This is a genomic window from Amycolatopsis sp. lyj-109 (genome assembly GCF_046548995.1).
Lineage (GTDB): Bacteria > Actinomycetota > Actinomycetes > Mycobacteriales > Pseudonocardiaceae > Amycolatopsis.
Genome location: NZ_JAJPWR010000002.1, coordinates 518,179 through 534,744, shown reverse-complemented (window position 1 = coordinate 534,744; position 16,566 = coordinate 518,179). Strand labels below are relative to the sequence as shown.

19 protein-coding genes are annotated in these 16,566 nt (G+C 71.6%); 10 read left to right on the top strand and 9 right to left on the bottom strand.

Annotated elements, in window-relative coordinates; translation table 11 throughout:
- Nucleotides 1-30 precede the first annotated feature (30 nt).
- Nucleotides 31-603 carry a TetR/AcrR family transcriptional regulator gene (locus ACLJQF_RS06345; RefSeq protein ID WP_410607249.1) on the top strand — a complete coding sequence of 191 codons (573 nt, stop codon included), beginning with the start codon at nt 31-33 and terminating at the stop codon, nt 601-603.
- Here the strand turns inward: ACLJQF_RS06345 and ACLJQF_RS06340 are convergent.
- On the bottom strand, nt 545-1,771 hold the full coding sequence (locus ACLJQF_RS06340) for an MFS transporter (protein ID WP_410607248.1): 1,227 nt from the start codon (nt 1,769-1,771) through the stop codon (nt 545-547). The genes ACLJQF_RS06345 and ACLJQF_RS06340 overlap by 59 nt on opposite strands.
- A gap of 140 nt (nt 1,772-1,911) precedes the next feature.
- On the opposite strand from ACLJQF_RS06340, the gene ACLJQF_RS06335 reads away from it, so the two are divergent.
- A complete protein-coding gene (locus tag ACLJQF_RS06335) occupies nt 1,912-2,232 on the top strand; it encodes a hypothetical protein (RefSeq protein ID WP_410607247.1) in 321 nt (106 codons plus the stop codon).
- Between the two features lie 38 nt (nt 2,233-2,270).
- Entirely contained in the window at nt 2,271-2,738 is a 468-nt protein-coding gene (locus ACLJQF_RS06330; protein ID WP_410607246.1) for a hypothetical protein, read from the top strand.
- On the opposite strand, the gene ACLJQF_RS06325 is transcribed toward ACLJQF_RS06330, so the two are convergent.
- Together ACLJQF_RS06325 and ACLJQF_RS06320 are read right to left on the bottom strand one after the other, a co-directional pair.
- The gene (locus ACLJQF_RS06325) at nt 2,735-4,369 is read right to left on the bottom strand and encodes an ABC transporter permease (RefSeq protein WP_410607245.1); all 1,635 of its coding nucleotides are present in this window, start codon (nt 4,367-4,369) and stop codon (nt 2,735-2,737) included. The two genes, ACLJQF_RS06330 and ACLJQF_RS06325, sit on opposite strands and share 4 nt — an antisense overlap.
- Nucleotides 4,366-5,262 carry an ATP-binding cassette domain-containing protein gene (locus tag ACLJQF_RS06320; protein WP_410607244.1) on the bottom strand — a complete coding sequence of 299 codons (897 nt, stop codon included), beginning with the start codon at nt 5,260-5,262 and terminating at the stop codon, nt 4,366-4,368. Before ACLJQF_RS06320 ends, ACLJQF_RS06325 begins: the two co-directional genes overlap by 4 nt.
- Before the next feature lie 93 nt (nt 5,263-5,355).
- Between ACLJQF_RS06320 and ACLJQF_RS06315 the strand changes: the two genes are divergently transcribed.
- Complete coding sequence (locus ACLJQF_RS06315; protein ID WP_410607243.1) at nt 5,356-5,844, top strand: GbsR/MarR family transcriptional regulator; 489 nt, start codon at nt 5,356-5,358, stop codon at nt 5,842-5,844.
- On the opposite strand, the gene ACLJQF_RS06310 is transcribed toward ACLJQF_RS06315, so the two are convergent.
- Nucleotides 5,841-6,404, bottom strand: a complete 564-nt coding sequence (locus tag ACLJQF_RS06310; RefSeq protein ID WP_410607242.1) for a TetR/AcrR family transcriptional regulator — start codon at nt 6,402-6,404, stop codon at nt 5,841-5,843. The genes ACLJQF_RS06315 and ACLJQF_RS06310 overlap by 4 nt on opposite strands.
- An 84-nt stretch (nt 6,405-6,488) precedes the next feature.
- Here ACLJQF_RS06310 and ACLJQF_RS06305 point away from each other — a divergent pair, with 84 nt between their 5' ends.
- The 4 genes from ACLJQF_RS06305 to ACLJQF_RS06290 all read left to right on the top strand — a co-directional run bounded on the left by ACLJQF_RS06305 (nt 6,489) and on the right by ACLJQF_RS06290 (nt 9,264).
- A complete protein-coding gene (locus ACLJQF_RS06305; protein ID WP_410607241.1) occupies nt 6,489-7,097 on the top strand; it encodes an NAD(P)-dependent oxidoreductase in 609 nt (202 codons plus the stop codon).
- A 9-nt stretch (nt 7,098-7,106) separates the two neighbouring features.
- A complete protein-coding gene (locus ACLJQF_RS06300; protein WP_410607240.1) occupies nt 7,107-7,772 on the top strand; it encodes an SGNH/GDSL hydrolase family protein in 666 nt (221 codons plus the stop codon).
- A gap of 416 nt (nt 7,773-8,188) precedes the next feature.
- On the top strand, nt 8,189-8,794 hold the full coding sequence (locus ACLJQF_RS06295; RefSeq protein WP_410607239.1) for an RNA polymerase sigma factor: 606 nt from the start codon (nt 8,189-8,191) through the stop codon (nt 8,792-8,794).
- Complete coding sequence (locus ACLJQF_RS06290; RefSeq protein ID WP_410607238.1) at nt 8,791-9,264, top strand: carboxypeptidase regulatory-like domain-containing protein; 474 nt, start codon at nt 8,791-8,793, stop codon at nt 9,262-9,264. Before ACLJQF_RS06295 ends, ACLJQF_RS06290 begins: the two co-directional genes overlap by 4 nt.
- Here ACLJQF_RS06290 and ACLJQF_RS06285 read toward each other — a convergent pair.
- A complete protein-coding gene (locus tag ACLJQF_RS06285) occupies nt 9,261-10,007 on the bottom strand; it encodes a polysaccharide deacetylase family protein (RefSeq protein WP_410607460.1) in 747 nt (248 codons plus the stop codon). The two genes, ACLJQF_RS06290 and ACLJQF_RS06285, sit on opposite strands and share 4 nt — an antisense overlap.
- Nucleotides 10,008-10,123: 116 nt before the next feature.
- A complete protein-coding gene (locus ACLJQF_RS06280; RefSeq protein WP_410607237.1) occupies nt 10,124-10,573 on the bottom strand; it encodes an SRPBCC family protein in 450 nt (149 codons plus the stop codon).
- A 68-nt stretch (nt 10,574-10,641) separates the two neighbouring features.
- Between ACLJQF_RS06280 and ACLJQF_RS06275 the strand changes: the two genes are divergently transcribed.
- Together ACLJQF_RS06275 and ACLJQF_RS06270 are read left to right on the top strand one after the other, a co-directional pair.
- Nucleotides 10,642-12,618 carry an FUSC family protein gene (locus tag ACLJQF_RS06275; RefSeq protein ID WP_410607236.1) on the top strand — a complete coding sequence of 659 codons (1,977 nt, stop codon included), beginning with the start codon at nt 10,642-10,644 and terminating at the stop codon, nt 12,616-12,618.
- A 23-nt stretch (nt 12,619-12,641) separates the two neighbouring features.
- Nucleotides 12,642-12,866 (top strand): antitoxin, encoded by a 225-nt coding sequence (locus ACLJQF_RS06270; RefSeq protein ID WP_410607235.1) that lies wholly within the window; start codon nt 12,642-12,644, stop codon nt 12,864-12,866.
- Nucleotides 12,867-12,916: 50 nt separating this feature from the next.
- Here the strand turns inward: ACLJQF_RS06270 and ACLJQF_RS06265 are convergent, their stop codons facing one another.
- From ACLJQF_RS06265 to ACLJQF_RS06255, 3 genes are read right to left on the bottom strand one after another with little or no spacing between them, the layout of a single operon-like run.
- On the bottom strand, nt 12,917-13,870 hold the full coding sequence (locus tag ACLJQF_RS06265) for a prephenate dehydrogenase (RefSeq protein WP_410607459.1): 954 nt from the start codon (nt 13,868-13,870) through the stop codon (nt 12,917-12,919).
- 50 nt (nt 13,871-13,920) lie between these two features.
- Entirely contained in the window at nt 13,921-15,933 is a 2,013-nt protein-coding gene (locus ACLJQF_RS06260) for an FAD-dependent oxidoreductase (RefSeq protein ID WP_410607234.1), read from the bottom strand.
- Entirely contained in the window at nt 15,930-16,475 is a 546-nt protein-coding gene (locus ACLJQF_RS06255) for a PadR family transcriptional regulator (protein ID WP_410607233.1), read from the bottom strand. Before ACLJQF_RS06255 ends, ACLJQF_RS06260 begins: the two co-directional genes overlap by 4 nt.
- Nucleotides 16,476-16,566: the final 91 nt, after the last annotated feature.

Sequence of the window (16,566 nt, the reverse complement as noted above, 5' to 3'; positions counted from 1 at the left end):
GAACGTTCCGGTTGTCAACGAGGAGACGTGATGGAGAAGATGCGCGCCGACGCGCGGCGCAACCGGGCCAAGGTGCTGGCCGCCGCCGAAGAGGCCTTCGCCCTCGACGGCCTGGCCGTGCCGCTCGACGACATCGCGCGCCTCGCCGGTGTCGGCGCCGGGACCGTCTACCGGCACTTCCCCAGCAAAGAGGCCCTGTTCCAGGCCGTCGTCCTCGAACGGATCCAGCAGTTCGCCGAGGAAGCCCGCGCGCTCGCCACCGCCGGGAACCCCGGCGAGGTCTTCGTCGACTACTTCGTCCGCGTCATCAAACAGGCGTCGCTCAACCGGGCGATCTGTGACGCATTGGCCGAGTCCGGCGGGCACGCCTTCAAGGCCGGCGCGGGCGAGGAGTTCCGCGCCGCGCTGGCCGAGCTGCTCGTTCGCGCACAGGCAACCGGCGCCGTCCGCCCGGACATCGACGGCGACGACCTGCGGGCGCTCATCGTCGGCTGCCTCGCCGTCGAGCGGTACGCGCCGGGAAGCGCACACCTGGTCCGCGTGGTCATCGACGGCCTGCGGGCGTCAGGTCACGCAGCTTCCGCAGCGGCGACCACACCATGATCGCCGCCGAGGCCAGCACGCCGGCCGCCGCGATGTGCAGCGTCGTCCGCATGCCGGCCGCGCCGGCCAGCGCGCCTCCGAGCAGGCTGCCGAGAGGCACGACGCCGTACACGAGCGTCTGCGAGATGGCGTTGACCCGGCCCAGCAGCTCCGGCGGCGTGACGGCTTGCTGGAAGCTCACGCCGAAGACACTCAGCACGATCACGCTGTAGCTGGTGAAGAAGCCGGCGAGGACGTAGCAGGCGAGCGCCCAGCCGCGGCCGGTGAACGGGTAGAGCTGGTACGCCAGGCCGAACAGCACGGCCGCACCCCACAAGGCTCGCGCCTGGCCGATCCGTTCGCCGAGCCGCCGAGCGGTGAGCCCGGCGGTGAGAGCGCCGGTCAGCGACGCGGTGCCGAGCGCCCCGATCACCCAGGGCGAAAGCCCGAGGTCGCGGGCGAGGAAGACGATCACGATCGCCAGGTGGGCCGACTGGAAGAAACTCGACACGGCACCGTGCGCGCTGATCGCCAGCAGGACGCGATCGCCGCGGACCAGCCGCAGCCCCTCGCCGATCTCGCGCAGCAGCCGCCGCTCCCGCGGGGCGGGCCGCGGGTCGGGCGTCTCGATCCGGCGCAGCCAGAGCGCCGACCACAGGTAGCTGACGGCGTCGGCGCCCAGCGCGGCCGCGACGCCGAGCGCCTGGACGAGCACCCCGGCGAGGCCGGGGCCCGCGACCGCCGCCATCGACCGGTTCGTCTGGAGCCGGGCGTTGGCTTCCGGCAGCTGCTCGGGCGCCACCAGCCGCGGGACGTAGGTCTGGTGGGCGACGTCGAAGAAGACGCCGAGCAGGCCCACGGCGAGGACCACGACGAGCAGCTGGGCCATGCCGAGCACGCCGAACAGCGCGGCGACCGGGACCGAGGCGATCAGCACGGCCCGCCCGGCGTCCGCGGCGATCAGGACCGGGCGGTGGCGGATCCGGTCGCACCAGACGCCGACCTGCAGGCCGAGCACCAGGTAGGGCAGCGTTTGCGCGGTCCGCAGCAGGGAGATCTCGAAGACGGGTGCGCCGAGCGCGGTGATCGCGAGCAACGGCACCGCCAGGACGTCGATCCGGCTGCCGAGCTGGCTCACGAGGTCGGCGAGCCAGAGGCGCCGGAAGTCCCGGTTCCCCAGTACCCCCATCGATCCAAGCTGGCACATGCGCGTGCTCGACGCAAGAAAGTTGAGTCGATTGCGCTCCAGGCGCACTTCGGGTAACACGACGTAAGATCAACGCGAGTTAGTCCTCGTACCTGCGCTGCGCGTGGCGAGGGGGTGCCCGGATGAGTGGCCGACCTACCTGGGGATCCGCCGCGGTCACCGGGCTCGCGGGGTTCGCCAGCGGACTGCTGGTGGCCGCGCTGCTCGTCGCCGGGCGGGCGGGTCCGCGCCCGGCCGAGTTCACCACTCCGCCGACCAGGACCGTTTCCGCGGTGCCGGTCACGGTCACCTCGTCCGTGCCGCCGTCCACGGTCACCTCCGTCGAGACGTCCCCGCCGACGACCACCACCAGCTTCGTCGAGGTGACGGTCCAGCCGACGACCTCGGTCACGCCGACCTCGGAGACCTCCACGTTGCCGCTGACCTCCGTCTGGCGCGACTGAGGATGCAACCCGGCGGCCGCCGGCGCCGTCTGGTTGGCATGCATTACGTACTGGGGTTCGCGATGCTCGCCGCCGTCACGGCCGGATGTGCCGGGCCGGAGCGGGCCTGCACGGCGATCGGCGTTCCGGTCGGCATCAGCCTGTCGGTCCCGGGATCGATCGGAATCTCGAAAGCGACGCTCGAAGCCTGCTGGCGCGGCCAGTGCGTCACGCGCGAGGTCGGCCTCTACCCCGAGACGTCGGCGGGCGCGACGACCTGCACGGGCTCCGGTCTGGACAGCTGGTGCGGGACGTCGATGGTCCCCACCGGTGGATTCCACGGCTTCGCGGACATCCCGGGCCTGCCCGCCGAACCGGTGAAGGTCACCGTCCGGTTCGACGACGGGAAACCGCACACCATCGAGGTGACGCCGACCACCAGCGAGCCGAACGGGCCCGGCTGCGGGGTGGGCGGCCCGCAGGCGCAGCTCGTGACCGGGGCCGACCACGAGCTGCGGGTGCATTAGCCGACGTCCCGCCGCTGCCAGCCGGCCAGACCGGCGACCACTGCGACAACGGCGATGGCCACGAGCCAGGCGAGTGGCGTCGCGGTGAACTCCTGACCGGGGATCTTCGGCGGGTGCTGGAACGGCGAGACGTCCAGCACCGCCTGCGGCAGGTCGAGGACCGGGCCGAACAGGCTCAGCAGCAGGGCCAGCGCGCCGACGGCCCACGCCGCGGCCGAAAAGCCCGGCAGGAGCCCGAAGATCGCCACCGCCAGCGCGACCACCACCCAGGCCGCGGGCAGCTGGACCAGCATCCCGGCGAGCGTGTCCGCGAGCGAGCCGCCGACGTCGCCGGTGCGCAGCCCGTTGGCCAGGCCCATGAACACCCCGCCGGACAGCAGCAGCGCCGCCGTGCCGAAGAAGACGAACACCAGGTGGCTGCCCGCCCAGCGCAGCCGGCCGACGCTGGTGGCCAGCACCGGCTCGAGCCGGATCGCGGTCTCCTCGCCGCGCATCCGCAGCACCGCCTGGACGCCGTACAGCGAAGCGACCATGGCGAACATCCCGGCCATCGCGGCGAGGAACGCCTGCGTCAGCGCGTGGCTGCCGCCCAGCCGCTCCATGATCTGCTGCGCCTGCGGGCTGGAGCCGACGAGGCCGCCGATCCCGCTGGCGATCGAGCCGAACACCGCGCCGACCACAGCGGTGCCGAGCACCCAGCCGAGCAGCGGGCCGCGGTGCAGCCGCCAGGCGAGCGCGAACGGTGACCGCAGGCTCGTCGCGGCCCGGGCCGGGCCCGGTCGCGGCGGCAGGATGCCGACGCCGACGTCGCGGCGGGGCAGCAGCCAGTACCCGATCCCGCCGGCGACCAGCGCCAACGCCACCGGCAGCAGGAGCACCCACCAGCGTTCTCCGGCGAACGCGCGAACCTGCTGCACCCAGCCGATCGGCGACAGCCACGACAGCCAGCGGGCGTCCACAGTGGAATCCCCGGCGCCGCGCAGCAGGAACGCGGCGCCGACCACGGCGGTCCCGATGCCGTTGGCGGTCCGGGAGTACTCGGCCAGCTGGACGGCGACCGCCGCGACCGCGGTGAACACCAGTCCCCCCAATGCTTCCGAGGCGCCGAAAGCGAGCGAACCGGCCGCGGGCAGGCCGGCGCCGATCAGCGTGACCGCCTGGACCAGCCCGGTCAGCACGCTCGCGCCGCCGGCCACCAGCAGCGACGCCGTCAGCGCCGCGTACCGGCCGACCACCGCGGACGCGAGCAGTTCCGCGCGCCCGGTGTCCTCCTCGGCGCGGGTGTGCCGGGTGACCGTGAAGACGACCATGAGCCCGGTGAGCAGCGCCAGGAACCCGCACATGCGCCAGGCGATGAACCCGCCGGCCGAGGTCAGGTCGAACGGCGGGCCGTAGAGCAGCGCGTAGGAGGGGTTGGCGTTCGCGCCCGCCTGCAGGGCGAGCCGGTCGGCGACCGTCGGGTAGAACTGCGTGAACGTCTTGACCGAGCTCGCCGGGACGACGCTGAGCAGCACGATCCAGATCGGCAGGATCACGCGATCGCGGCGCAGCGCGAGCCGGGTGAGGTGCCAGGTGCCGGCCAGTTCGTGTGCGGGCGCCGCGACGGCCGGGCGTTCGAGCGTCGCGGTCATTTCGCGCTCGCTTCGGTCGTGTAGTGGCGCAGGAACAGTTCCTCCAGCGTCGGCGGCTGGCTGACCAGGCTGCGCACGCCGACCTCGGTCAGCCGGCGCAGGGCTTCGTCGAGCGAGCGCGTCTCGACGTCGAAGCGGACGCGGTTGCCGTCGACCTTGAGGTCGTGGATGTTCGCCAGCTTCGCGAGCCCGTTCGGTGGCCCGGCGAGTTCGGCGGTGATCGACGTCCGGGTCAGGTGGCGCAGCTCGGCGAGCGTGCCGGACTCGACCGTGCGGCCGTTGCGGATGATGCTGACCTTGTCGCACAGCGCCTCGACCTCGGCGAGGATGTGGCTGGAGAGCAGCACGGTGCGGCCCTGCTCGCGCTCCTCCTGGATGGCGTACTGGAAGGTCGCTTCCATCAGCGGGTCGAGCCCGGACGTCGGTTCGTCGAGGATCAGCAGGTCGACGCGGGACGCGAGGGCGGCGACGATGGCCACCTTCTGCCGGTTGCCCTTCGAGTACGTCCGCCCCTTCTTCTTCGGGTCGAGGTCGAAGCGCTCGATCAGGTCGGCGCGGCGCTTCTCGTCCAGGCCGCCGCGCAGGCGCCCGAGCAGGTCGATCACCTCGCCGCCGGAGAGGTTGGGCCAGAGGTTGACGTCGCCGGGCACGTAGGCCAGGCGGCGGTGCAGGCTCGCGGCGTCCTTCCAGGGGTCGCCGCCGAGCAGGCGGACGTCCCCGGAATCCGCGTGGAGCAGGCCGAGCAGGACCCGGACGGTGGTCGACTTCCCGGCCCCGTTGGGCCCGAGGAAGCCGTGCACCTCCCCGGCGGGCACCTGCAGGTCGAGGCCGTCGAGGGCCTTCGTCCGGCCGAACGACTTGTGCAGGTCGATGACCGAAATGGCAGTTTCCATGCTTCGGAAGCTACACTCGCTTCATGAAGTTGTGAAGTTAAGAAAATGTCTAGATCGAGTGATCATGGGGGAGGGGTACGGGAGGATGGGCCGATGACGACGCCTGACACGAAGCGAGATGAAGACGCCGTCCGCCGGTACGTCGAGAGCCTCGGGCTCGTGCTTTCGCAGATCGGCATGCAGCGCATGCCCGCGCGGGTGTTCGCCGCGTTGATGACCACCGACGAGGGCCGGCTGACCGCCGCCGACCTGGCCGCCCAGCTGTCCGTCAGCCCGGCCGCCGTCTCCGGTGCGGTGCGCTACCTCGAGCAGATCGGCCTGGTCGCCAAGGAGCGCGAGCCCGGTGAACGTCGTGATCACTACCGCCTCTACGACGACCTTTGGTACGCCACGTTCATGAAGCGCGACCGCATGATCATCATGTGGCGCGACGCGGCCGAGAACGGCATCGACGCCCTCGGCGCGGACACTCCTTCGGGCAAGCGGCTCGCCGAGATGCGGGACTTCCTGTCCTTCATGCTGGAGGAGCTCGACAACATGTACGAGCGCTGGCACAAGCTCCGCGAGGAGAAGAACGCCTAGAGTCCGGTGAGCAGGACGTCGGCGAGCTGCTCGGCGCGGTCCGCCGGCTCGGCCTCTTCGAAGGTGGCCAGGAACGCCTGCTGGAAGCACGCGCCGAGGAGCAAGGCCGCGGCCGCCTCGACGTCGGTGTCCGCCTTGAGCCGGCCCAGCGCCTGCTCGGCACGCAGGTAGTCCGCGACCCCCTGCACGGGCAGGTGGGGGCCGTGTCCGCGCATCCGCTCCCGATGGGAGCGCAGCAGTTCCCGCGACGAGAACATCGACACGGCGATCGGGAAGCTGTCGACGTAGAACGCCAGGCCGAGCCGGGCCACGCGGACGAGGTTGTCCCGCAGTGGCGCCTGCCCGGGGTTCGCGGTCAGTTCGGCCAAGGTGGCGCCCAGCGCGGGCAGTTCGTCGGCCAGCACGCTGCGGAACAGGTCGGTCTTGTCGCGGAAGTGCTTGTAGAGCATCGCCTCCGAGTACCCCGCGGTCTGTGCGATGGCCTTCGTCGTCGCGTGGGCGTAGCCCTGCTCGCGCATCACCTTCGCGGCCGCGGCGACGATCTCTTCACGGCTTCCCATGGCGGCTCCCTGAGTGCGTTCTCAGTCTGGTTAGTGAACACTCACCCTACCTGGTGAGTGTTCACTAACCGAGAAGGAGACACCATGAAAATCACCGTGCTGGGAGCCACCGGCGGCGTCGGCGGCGAGGTCGTCAAGCAGGCCCTGGACCGCGGCTGGGACGTCACGGCCGTCGTGCGTGACCCGGCCAAGCTGCAGCTACCGGCCCGGGTCGTGGTCGCCGGGCTCGAGGACCACGACAAGCTGGCGGCCGCCGTCGACGGCCGCGACGCGGTGATCTCGGCGGTCGGCTCCCGTGACCGCGGGCCGACCACGGTCTGCGCGGACGGCGCCCGTGCGGCGATCCAGGCGGGCGCGAAACGCCTGCTGGTCGTCAGCGCCAGCGGCATGCACACCGAGGGGGACGGCTTCTTCACGCGCACGCTGGTGAAGCCGCTGCTCAACCAGGTGCTGAAGCACGGCTGGGCGGACATGCTCGCGATGGAGGCCGTGGTCACCGCCACCGACCTGGACTGGACGATCGTCCGGCCGCCGATGCTGCTCGACGGACCGCGGACGGGCAAGGTCGCGAGCCGGCTCGACGGCAACGTCCGCACCTTCACCATCCGGCGGGCCGACGTCGCCGCGTACCTGCTCGACGCCGTGGCGGACCCCACGCTGATCAGGGCGAAGGTTTCGATCGCCCACGGCTAACTTCGAAGGATGGTGCTCCTCGCTCAGGCTGTCTACGTCAAACGCAAGACCCCGCGGCTCCCGGGCGCGGCGGGACCGACGGAGGGACTCGTCCCGGGTGACGGCGAACCGTTCCGGCTCGCCGTGCTCGGTGAATCCACGGTGGACGGCGTCGGCGCGGCGGACCACGAGGAAGCGCTCACCGGCTGCCTCGCCCGCGAGCTGGCCCGCGACGGCCGGGCGGTGCGCTGGCAGGCGGTCGGCCGGACCGGCGCCAACGCCCGGGTCGTGCGCGCCGAGCTCGTCCCGCTCCTCCGCCCGGCGGACCTGGTCGTGATCGCCCTCGGCGTCAACGACACGATCGAGCTCCGGACGGCTGCCGGCTACCGCCGCGACCTCCTGCGCCTGGTGCTCGACCTGCGCGGGCGGCTGGGGCCGGTCGACGTCCTGCTGGCGGGGGTGCCGCCGATGTCCCGCTTCCCGGCCCTGCCCAGGCCGCTGCGTGACGTTCTTTCCACCCGCTCAACCGCTCTCGACCACGCGGCCGCGACGCTCGAGAGGATCCCCGGCGTCCGGCACCTCCCGATGGATCCCGGGCTGCTCGACCCGGCCGCCTTCGCGAGCGACCGGTTCCACCCTGGCCCCGTCGGCTACGCCCGCTGGGCCGGGACGCTGGCACGGGCCGTGATCAGTTAGCAGCTCTGCGTCGATCTTCAAAAAAAATCGCCGGATCCGGTATCTGGCGGTGTCCCCACTGCGTCCTGTGGAGCAGCCGAGCACGGAGGAACACGACAGGGGGTGTCGCGTTCGCAGTGAACGCGGTGGCCGGGAGCCGAGGGGGCTGCCGGCCACCGTCGGCCGGGTGCCCTTCGGGGGAGGGGACATCCGGCGGGACCCGTTGGGGAGCGGGTCCTTGAGGGAGGGGAGTACCGGCCGGTGCGTGCCACGCGCGCCGGCCGGTACCTCCCGATTTGTCATTGACCGGTAGTGCACGACCGACGAAGTAAGTGACTTTGATGTATCCGAGATCCACCTGCACGCTCCTTCCCCCCGAAGGACCCGCGATACTGCCATTGCCGACTCGAAGACTCTTCCGAAGAGGGGCAGATACGGTGACCGACGTGCAAACCACAGAGGTAGACCCGCCTTGGGAGGGCCTGACCGGTGCCGAGCTGCACGCTGCGTGCATGCAGGCCGCCAGAGACGGTGACCGCCGGGCGATGGCTCGCCTCGTCGAAGAGCTGACCCCCCTCGTCTGGCACGTCGCCCGGGCCAACGGGCTCGACCGCGCGGTCGCCGAGGACGTCGTCCAGACCGTCTGGCTGGCCCTGTTCAGCCAGCTCGGGAAGCTCCGCGACCCCAAGGCCCTCGCCGCCTGGCTGATCACCACCACCCGCCGCGAGGCCACCCACCCGTTCGGCCGCCGCATGCAGCCGGTGCCGCTGAGCGACGAGGTCGCCGAAGCGATGCCGAGCACCCAACCGGCACCCGAAGACGAAGCCATCCGCGCCGACCGCGACCGCCGGGTCTGGCGCGCCTTCGTCCGGCTGCCCCACCGCTGTCAGGAACTGCTCCGGCTGACCGTGCTCGCGGGTCGCGCGGAGTACCAGCTCGTCGCCGAGGCGCTGCGCATGCCGCGCGGCAGTGTCGGCCCGACCAGGGGTCGCTGCCTCGACCAGATGCGCGATCTCCTCGCCAGTGAAGGGGGAAGCCGATGAACGACCTCGGAGCGCCGGGCGAGGCCTTTTCCGACGAGATGATCCTCGCCGACGTCGGCCGCTTCCTCGACGAGCTGGATCCGCCACCGGGTGACCTGGTGCAGCGGGTCCAGTTCGCGCTCGCCCTCGAGGACCTCGACGTCGAAGTCGCCCGGTGGGAGCGCTCGGACAACCTCGCCGGTGTCCGCGGCGGTGGCACCGGCACGATCACGTTCACCGTCAGCGACCTGACGGTGATGATCAACCTGACCAAGATGGGCAAGCTGCACCGCATCGACGGCTGGCTGGTCCCGGCCGGCCAGTACGGCGTCGAGGTGCGGGTCGCCGAGCACGGCACGTCGTCGACGACGGCCGACGAAGGCGGCCGGTTCGTGCTCGACAACGTGCCACGCGGGACGACGCAGATCCTCGTGCACCTCGGTGACGTGTCCTGCCGCCGGACGGTCGTGACGCCGACGGTCGTGCTTTAACCCAGGAAGTCGGCCAGGGGGACGGGAGTGAGCCCGTCCTTCTTGGCCTGCTCCACGAACGCCGTGTAGTCCTCTTTGAAGGTCTTCCGGAAGTGCATCAGCACGATGTCACCCGGCTTGAGCTTGTCGCCGACCTGGAACTGGACGTGCCCGTCGTTGACCGCGGCCGTCCACAGCACCGACGCGCGCATGCCGCAGGCGGCCGCCGCTTTCAGAGTGTTCTGGTCGTAGTTGCCGAACGGCGGGCGGAACAGCGACGGGCGGATGCCGAGGCCGCGCTGGAAGTCGTCGGCGTCGTCGCAGATCTCCTTGCGCTGGAACTCGTACGGCTTGCCCTTGAGGTTCGGGTGGTCGACCGTGTGGTCGCCGAGCGTCGCGCCGGTGGCGTCGAGGATCTGCTTGAAGTAGGCCTCGTGGCCCTTCACGTACTTCTGGTTCAGGAACAGCACCGGGTGGGTCGCGTTCTGCTGCATCAGCTTCAGCGCGTCGGGGTCCTGCACGGCGCCGTCGTCCATGGTGAGGAAGACGTACGGCTTGTCGGTGGTGATCCGGCGGATCAGCGGGACCTGGCCGTTCTCGACCGGGGGCGCCTTCTGCTGGACCGTGCCGAACGGGTAGGGACCGGCCACCTTGACGTCGGGGGCGGCCTGCGGCGCCGGGTTCGGCTGGCTCGTGCCGAACTCCCGCTGGTCCGGCTCGTGGCCCGAACACGCGGTCAGTACCAATGCCGCCAGCGCAACCACGGCCGTCAAGCGCTTCCGCACGCTTTCCCCCTTTCGTGTACTACCCGAAAGGGTGACGCGGGAGCGGGTGGGGAAGTTGCGCGCCGGGCGATCTTGTGTGGCCGGAGCCACCCAGGTCAGCGCCCGGTTTCGGCCGCCTTGACCAGCTTGGCGGAGAACAGCCGGATCACCACCCGCAGCGTCGCGGCCAGCGCCGGGCCACTGCCGCGAACCGGCTCGGTGAACGAGCCCGTCCACCGCAGGTGCGTGCCGCCGTCGGCGGTCGGCGTGAAGAGCACTTCGGCGCGGTAGTCCTTGAGCGGCTTGCCGGTGGCGAAGGCGTAGACGTGCTTGCGGCCGGGCTCGTACTCGAGGGTCTCCTCGCGGATCAGCACCGGCCACATCCCGACCTCGCGGACGGCGCCGACGCCGTCCGGTTCGGTGGCGCCCCGCCGCGCCCAGCGGGCCTGGACGATGAGTGGCTTTCCCCACTCCGCCCAGCGGGGGCCGTCCGCTTCGAGCGCGAACAACGCCTCCGGCGGCGCGGTGCTCGTGCGGTTGACCTCGTACGAGTACCTGCGACCCACCGGAACCTCCCATGTTGTTGACGTCCTGATAATTAATCGTCTCCGGGAGCGTAGGTCAAGATGAGGGGGTGAGCACGCCGCGTCCCGACCTCGCCGCGCCGCACTGGCTGGTCCAGCTCCTGCGCAGCACGCCGGTGCCGGTGCCGTGGAACATGGTCGCCCGGGCCGTGGTCGCGCTGGCCGTCCCGCTGGCGATCGCGTACGCGGCGGGGGACATCGCCGTCGGCGCGCTCATCTCGACCGGCGCCCTGCCCGCCGTGCTGTCCGAATCGGCCGGGCCCTACCGCTACCGCGCCCGCCGGCTGGGCGGTGCGACGCTCGCCGCGACCGCCGGTTACCTCGTCGGGCTGCTCACCGGCGGCACGCCGGCGCTGTCCGTGCCCGCGGTGATCCTGGTCGCCGCGGTGTCCGCGGTGGTCAGCGCGGCCGGGAGCAACGCTTCGGTCGCCGGCCTGCAGATGCTGGTGTTCTGCGTGCTCGCCACCGGGCAGCACGCGACCGGCGTCCGCGTCGAGGTCCTCTTCGGCTGCTTCTGCCTCGGCGCCGCCTGGAGCTTCCTGGTCGCGCTCGTCACCTGGACGGTCCGCGCGACCAGCCCCGAACGCTCCGCCGTCGCGCACGTCTACATCGAGCTGGCCGCGATGCTGTCGGCGAGCGACGAAGAGGTCTCGCGGGTGGCCCGCCACCGGCTGACCACAGCGATGAACACCGCCTACGACCAGCTGCTCACCGCGCGCTCCTGGTTGTCCGGCCGCGACGCCGCCTACCGCCACCTGCTCAACCTGCTCTCGGCGACGACGCCCGCCGTCGAGGCGTCGGTGGCGATGGTCAACGCCGGCCGCCGCCCGGCCGCGGACGTCATCGACCACTTCGTCGCGCTCTCGGCGGCGGTACTGGCCGGTCAGCCACTGCCGCAACCGCCGCCGGTGCCGCCCGGCGACCCCGACCCGGTCCTCGCGGCGCTCTACGCGGGCCTGGTCCGGATCGGCAAGGGCGACGACCGCAAGCGCCGGCAGCCGACGCCGTGGTACCGCCGCCTGCGGGACTGGGCGGGTTCGCTCGCATCCGGCCCGCTCACCTGGATCGCCGCGCTGCGGCTGACGCTGTGCGTCGCGATCGCCGAGGTCGTCGGCCTGCTCGTGCCGCTGGAGCGGTCGTACTGGATCACCCTGACCGTCGGGATCGTGCTCAAGCCCGACTTCGGGTCCGTGTTCGGCCGCGCGGTGCTGCGCGGGATCGGCACGGTCATCGGCGTCGGGATCGGTGCGGCGGTGCTCGGCCTCGGCGCGAACGGCTGGGTCCTGGTGGCGCTGAGCGCGGTCTTCGCCGGCGGCATCGCGGTGGGGAAAGTGCGCAACTACGGCATCCAGAGCGCCTTCGTGACGCCGTTGATCATCCTGCAGATGGGCCTGGCCCACACCGGAAACTGGAGCGTGGTGCTGGCGCGGCTGGTCGACACCGTGCTGGGCTGCGTGATCGTGCTCGTCTTCGGCTACCTGCTCTGGCCGGGCAGCCGGCGCCCGCGGGTGGGCGGCCGGCTGGCCGACGGCCTGGACGCCGTCGCGAAGTACGTCTCCCACGCGCTGGCCGAGGCCTCAGCGGCGTCGTCGGGGGAGGCGCGGCTGGCCCGGTCGCGGGCGCGGCGCGGGGCCTACCGGGCCCTGGCCGACCTGCGGACGGCGTTCCAGCAGGCCGTCGTCGAGCCGTCCGCGCACGGCCGCCAGGCGGTGGCGTGGTGGCCGGTGATCGCCGCGCAGGAGCGCGTCGCGGACGCCGTCACCGAGGTCGGCGTCACGATCGGGCGGGGTGTGCCGCCGCCGGACCCGGCCGACATCGAGCTGCTCACGGCCGCGCTGGGGGAACTCGCGTCGGCCGTCCGGGACCAGCGGGAGCCGCGGTCGATGCCGCTGCCGGACGCGGAGCAGTTGGCCGGGGTGGTCGACCAGCTGGAGTCGGCCTTCGACGCCGTCCGCGGCCCCGACCTGGCCGAACGCGCGCCACTGGGGCTCGTCCGGCGGTTCCTGCCCTACCACAGGCGCACGTGAGCATCGTGCGGTTCAATGCACCCATGGGAATCGACTTCGAAGCGTTGAAGGGCAAGGCCGAAGAGGCCCTGCGCGAGCACAACGACAAGATCGAGGAAGGCCTCGACAAGGCCGCCGACTTCGCGAAGTCGAAGTTCGCCGGCCACGACAGCCAGATCGACACGGGCGTCGACAAGGCGAAGGACTTCCTCAACAAGTTCGACGACACGCCCGACGCGCCCCCGGCCAGTAGCTCCGCAAGTTCGTGAAGGCCACCTTGAGGAACTTAAAGTTCCTCAAGGTGGCCTTCACGAACTTGCTACTGGACCTCGCCGGTCGCGATCCCGTCCGACAGGCCGGTGATCCGGCCACCGCGTTCGCCGAGTGCGATCAGGCCTTGCCGCGCGTCCGGCGCGGCCAGGCTGATCCGGACGCCGGCCCGTTCGACGTCCAGGCTGGCGGCAAGCGCTTGCGCGCCTTCGTATCCCGCGTTGATCGTGGCCGCGAGCCCGCCGGTCGACGCCAGCGAACCGCGCGCGGCGCCGAGCCGGCCGAGTGCCTCGTCGACGATCGGCAGCAACGCGTCCCGGTTGCCTTCGGTCATCGCCCGGACGAGCTGCGGGTTCGAACCGGCGACCCGCGTGCCGTCGCGGTAGGACCCGGCGGCGAGCGACATCGCCAGCGGGCCGCCCTCGGCGCCGATCGTGGCCAGGATCGCCGCCAGCAGGTGCGGCAGGTGCGAAATCCGGGCGACGGCCTCGTCGTGCGACTCCGCGGGCAGCGGGACGATGTGCGCCCCGACGTCCAGCACGAGCTTCGCCACCTCGGCCCAGGCTTCGAGATCGGTGTCCTCTTCGACGGTGACCACCCACGCGGCGCCCTGGAACAGTGAGGCGTCCCCGGCCAGCCAGCCGGAGTTCGACGTCCCGGCCATCGGGTGCCCGCCGACGTACCGCGTGTACGGCACGCGACGCCGGACCGCGTCCAGTACCGGCGCTTTCACACTGGTCACGTCGGTGAGCAGGCCGTGCGACACGTGCTGGTTGACCAGCCGCAGCAGGTCTTCGACGGCCGGCAGCGGCACGGCGAGCACGACCATCGCGTCCTCGGCCGCGGCCCGGTGCAGGGCCGCTTCGACGTCCGTCGTGACGTCGAAGCCCGCTCTGCTCGCCGCGTCGGCGTCCACTTCGGAAACCGCGGCACCCCACGCCGTGCGGCCACTGGCGGCCGCCGCGCGCAGCAGGGACCCGCCGATCAGCCCGAGCCCGATCACGCATACGTCTCGCACGGGGCCCATCCTGCCAGTGCGGGACCGATCTCGGGCTACAGCGCGGCGGCGAGCCGTGTCCCCTGGTCGATCGCGCGTTTCGCGTCGAGTTCCGCGGCGACGTCGGCCCCGCCGATCAGGTGCACCGGCAGGCCCTTCGCCCGCAGGTCGTCGACGAGGTCGCGCACCGGCTCCTGACCCGCGCAGACGACGACCGTGTCGACGTCCAACACCCGCGGCTTGCCGTCGACGGTGATGTGCAGGCCGGCGTCATCGATGCGCTCGTAGGTGACGCCGGTGAGCTGCTCGACGCGCTTGGCCTTGAGCGCGGCCCGGTGCACCCAGCCGGACGTCTTGCCGAGCCCGGCGCCGATGCCGGACTTCTTGCGCTGCAACAGGAACACCTGCCGCGGCGACGGCTCGGGCCGCGGCGTGCCGAGCCCGCCCGCGGCCTGTTCCGGGTCGGTGACACCCCATTCGGCCATCCACGTCTCACGATCGAGCGCCGGGGACGTGGTGTGCGTGAGGAACTCGCTGACGTCGACGCCGATGCCGCCGGCCCCGATCACCGCGACCCGCTCGCCGACCGGCGCGCCGTGCTTGACGACGTCGACGTAGGACCGCACCTTCGGGTGGTCGATCCCGGGCAGCGACGGCACACGCGGCACGACCCCGGTGGCCAGCACGACCTCGTCGAAGCCGGTGAGTTCGGCCGCGGACACGCGCTTTCCGAGGTGCAGCTTCACCCCGGTCACCTCGAGCCGCCGCCGGTAGTAGCGGATGGTTTCGGCGAACTCCTCCTTGCCGGGGATCTTCCGCGCGATGCCGAACTGGCCGCCGACTTCGTCGTCGGCTTCGAACAGTTCGACGCTGTGCCCGCGTTCGGCCAGCGCGGTCGCCGCGGAGAGCCCGGCCGGCCCGGCGCCGACGACGGCGACGTGCTTCGACCGCCGCGTCGGCGCGAGCGTCAACGTCGTCTCGTGGCCGGCGCGCGGGTTGACCATGCAGGACACGAGCTTGCGTTTGAAGGCGTGGTCGAGGCAGGCCTGGTTGCACGCGATGCAGGTGTTGATCTCGTCCTCGCGGCCGCTCTCGGCCTTCCGGATCCACTCGGGATCGGCGAGGAACGGCCGGGCCATCGACACGAGGTCGGCGTCGCCGCTGCTCACGGCTTCCTCGGCGACCTGCGGCATGTTGATCCGGTTCGAGGTGACGACCGGGATGGTCACGTGCGGCTTGAGCTTCCCGGTGACCCAGGTGAACGCGGCGCGCGGCACCGACGTCACGATCGTCGGCACCCGGGCCTCGTGCCAGCCGATCCCGGTGTTGATGATCGTGGCGCCGGCCGCCTCGACCTCCTGGGCGAGCGCGACGACGTCCTCCCAGCGCTGGCCGCCCGGGACGAGGTCGAGCATGGAGAGCCGGTAGATGATGATGAAGTCGTCGCCGGCCTTTTCCCTGGTGCGTTTGACGATCTCGACGGCGAACCGGCGGCGCTTCTCCGGCGTGCCGCCCCAGGCGTCGGTGCGGTTGTTGGTGCGCTCGGCCAGGAACTGGTTGATCAGGTAGCCCTCGGAGCCCATGATCTCGACGCCGTCGTAGCCCGCTTCGCGCGCGAGAGCGGCGCAGTCGGCGAAGGCGCGGATCTGCTGGCGCACGCCGTAGCCGGTCAGCGCGCGCGGCCGGAACGGGTTGATCGGCGCCTTGATGCTCGACGCGGACACGCTCAGCGGGTGGTAGGCGTACCGGCCGGCGTGCAGGACCTGCAGCGCGATCTTGCCGCCCGCCTCGTGCACCGGCGCGGTGAGCTGCCGGTGTTGCCGCGCCTCGGCGGACGTCGTCAGCTTGGAGGCGAGCGGCAGCAGCCAGCCGGTGCGGTTCGGCGCGAACCCGCCGGTGACGATCAGCCCGACGCCGCCGCGGGCGCGTTCGGCGTAGTACTCGGCCAGTGCGGGAAAGTGCGCGGCCTTGTCCTCGAGGCCGGTGTGCATCGAGCCCATCAGGACGCGGTTGCGCAGCGTCGTGAAGCCGAGGTCCAACGGCGACAGCAGGTGCGGGTACGGACTCATCGGGCGTCCTTCGGGTGGTGGAGGGCGGCAAGGATCTCGTCGAACCAGTCGACCTGGCCCTCTTCGACGCGGATGCCGCCGCGCAGGACCAGGTACTGGTGCAGGTGCTGACCTTGGAGACCGGCGGGAGCGGGGAAGTCGCGCTTCTCGATCTGGCGGTAGACGTCGAGGCGTTCGGCGTGCTTCGCGCGGTGCCGGGCGATCTCCTCGGCGACCTTCGCCGGGTCGCCGAAGGTCGCGCCGCGAATCTTCACGGCCAGCTCGACCGGCCCGGCGGACGGGTCCGGCTCGGCCAGCCAGCGGACGAGTTCGGCGCGGCCGCCGCCGCTGACCGTGTAGACCTTCTTGTCCGGGCGGCCCGACTGCGCGACGACGTCGACGGCCACCCAGCCGGCCTCTTCCATCCGCTTCAGCACGCGGTAGATCTGCTGGTGGGTGGCGCTCCAGAAGAGCCCGATCGACTTCTCGAAGCGGCGCGTGAGCTCGTAGCCCGAGCCGGCGCGTTCGGACAGCGAGACGAGGATCGCGTGCTCCAGTGCCATGCGCCCAGTTTCATATGCACCCAGTTGCGTAGGCAAGGTGGCGCCGGGCACTTTCACGTGAAAGTGCCCACCTGGGGCCCTCCGGGTGGCG

Bases quoted from the DNA above. Each gene is read 5' to 3' on its own strand.
- ACLJQF_RS06270 (WP_410607235.1), top strand. From the start codon at position 12,642: ATGGGAATCGACTTCGAAGCGTTGAAGGGCAAGGCCGAAGAGGCCCTG.
- ACLJQF_RS06345 (WP_410607249.1), top strand. From the start codon at position 31: ATGGAGAAGATGCGCGCCGACGCGCGGCGCAACCGGGCCAAGGTGCTG.
- ACLJQF_RS06320 (WP_410607244.1), bottom strand. From the start codon at position 5,262: ATGGAAACTGCCATTTCGGTCATCGACCTGCACAAGTCGTTCGGCCGG.
- ACLJQF_RS06335 (WP_410607247.1), top strand. From the start codon at position 1,912: ATGAGTGGCCGACCTACCTGGGGATCCGCCGCGGTCACCGGGCTCGCG.
- ACLJQF_RS06300 (WP_410607240.1), top strand. From the start codon at position 7,107: ATGGTGCTCCTCGCTCAGGCTGTCTACGTCAAACGCAAGACCCCGCGG.
- ACLJQF_RS06255 (WP_410607233.1), bottom strand. From the start codon at position 16,475: ATGGCACTGGAGCACGCGATCCTCGTCTCGCTGTCCGAACGCGCCGGC.
- ACLJQF_RS06310 (WP_410607242.1), bottom strand. From the start codon at position 6,404: ATGGGAAGCCGTGAAGAGATCGTCGCCGCGGCCGCGAAGGTGATGCGC.
- ACLJQF_RS06340 (WP_410607248.1), bottom strand. From the start codon at position 1,771: ATGGGGGTACTGGGGAACCGGGACTTCCGGCGCCTCTGGCTCGCCGAC.
- ACLJQF_RS06315 (WP_410607243.1), top strand. From the start codon at position 5,356: ATGACGACGCCTGACACGAAGCGAGATGAAGACGCCGTCCGCCGGTAC.
- ACLJQF_RS06290 (WP_410607238.1), top strand. From the start codon at position 8,791: ATGAACGACCTCGGAGCGCCGGGCGAGGCCTTTTCCGACGAGATGATC.
- ACLJQF_RS06325 (WP_410607245.1), bottom strand. From the start codon at position 4,369: ATGACCGCGACGCTCGAACGCCCGGCCGTCGCGGCGCCCGCACACGAA.
- ACLJQF_RS06305 (WP_410607241.1), top strand. From the start codon at position 6,489: ATGAAAATCACCGTGCTGGGAGCCACCGGCGGCGTCGGCGGCGAGGTC.
- ACLJQF_RS06260 (WP_410607234.1), bottom strand. From the start codon at position 15,933: ATGAGTCCGTACCCGCACCTGCTGTCGCCGTTGGACCTCGGCTTCACG.
- ACLJQF_RS06330 (WP_410607246.1), top strand. From the start codon at position 2,271: ATGCATTACGTACTGGGGTTCGCGATGCTCGCCGCCGTCACGGCCGGA.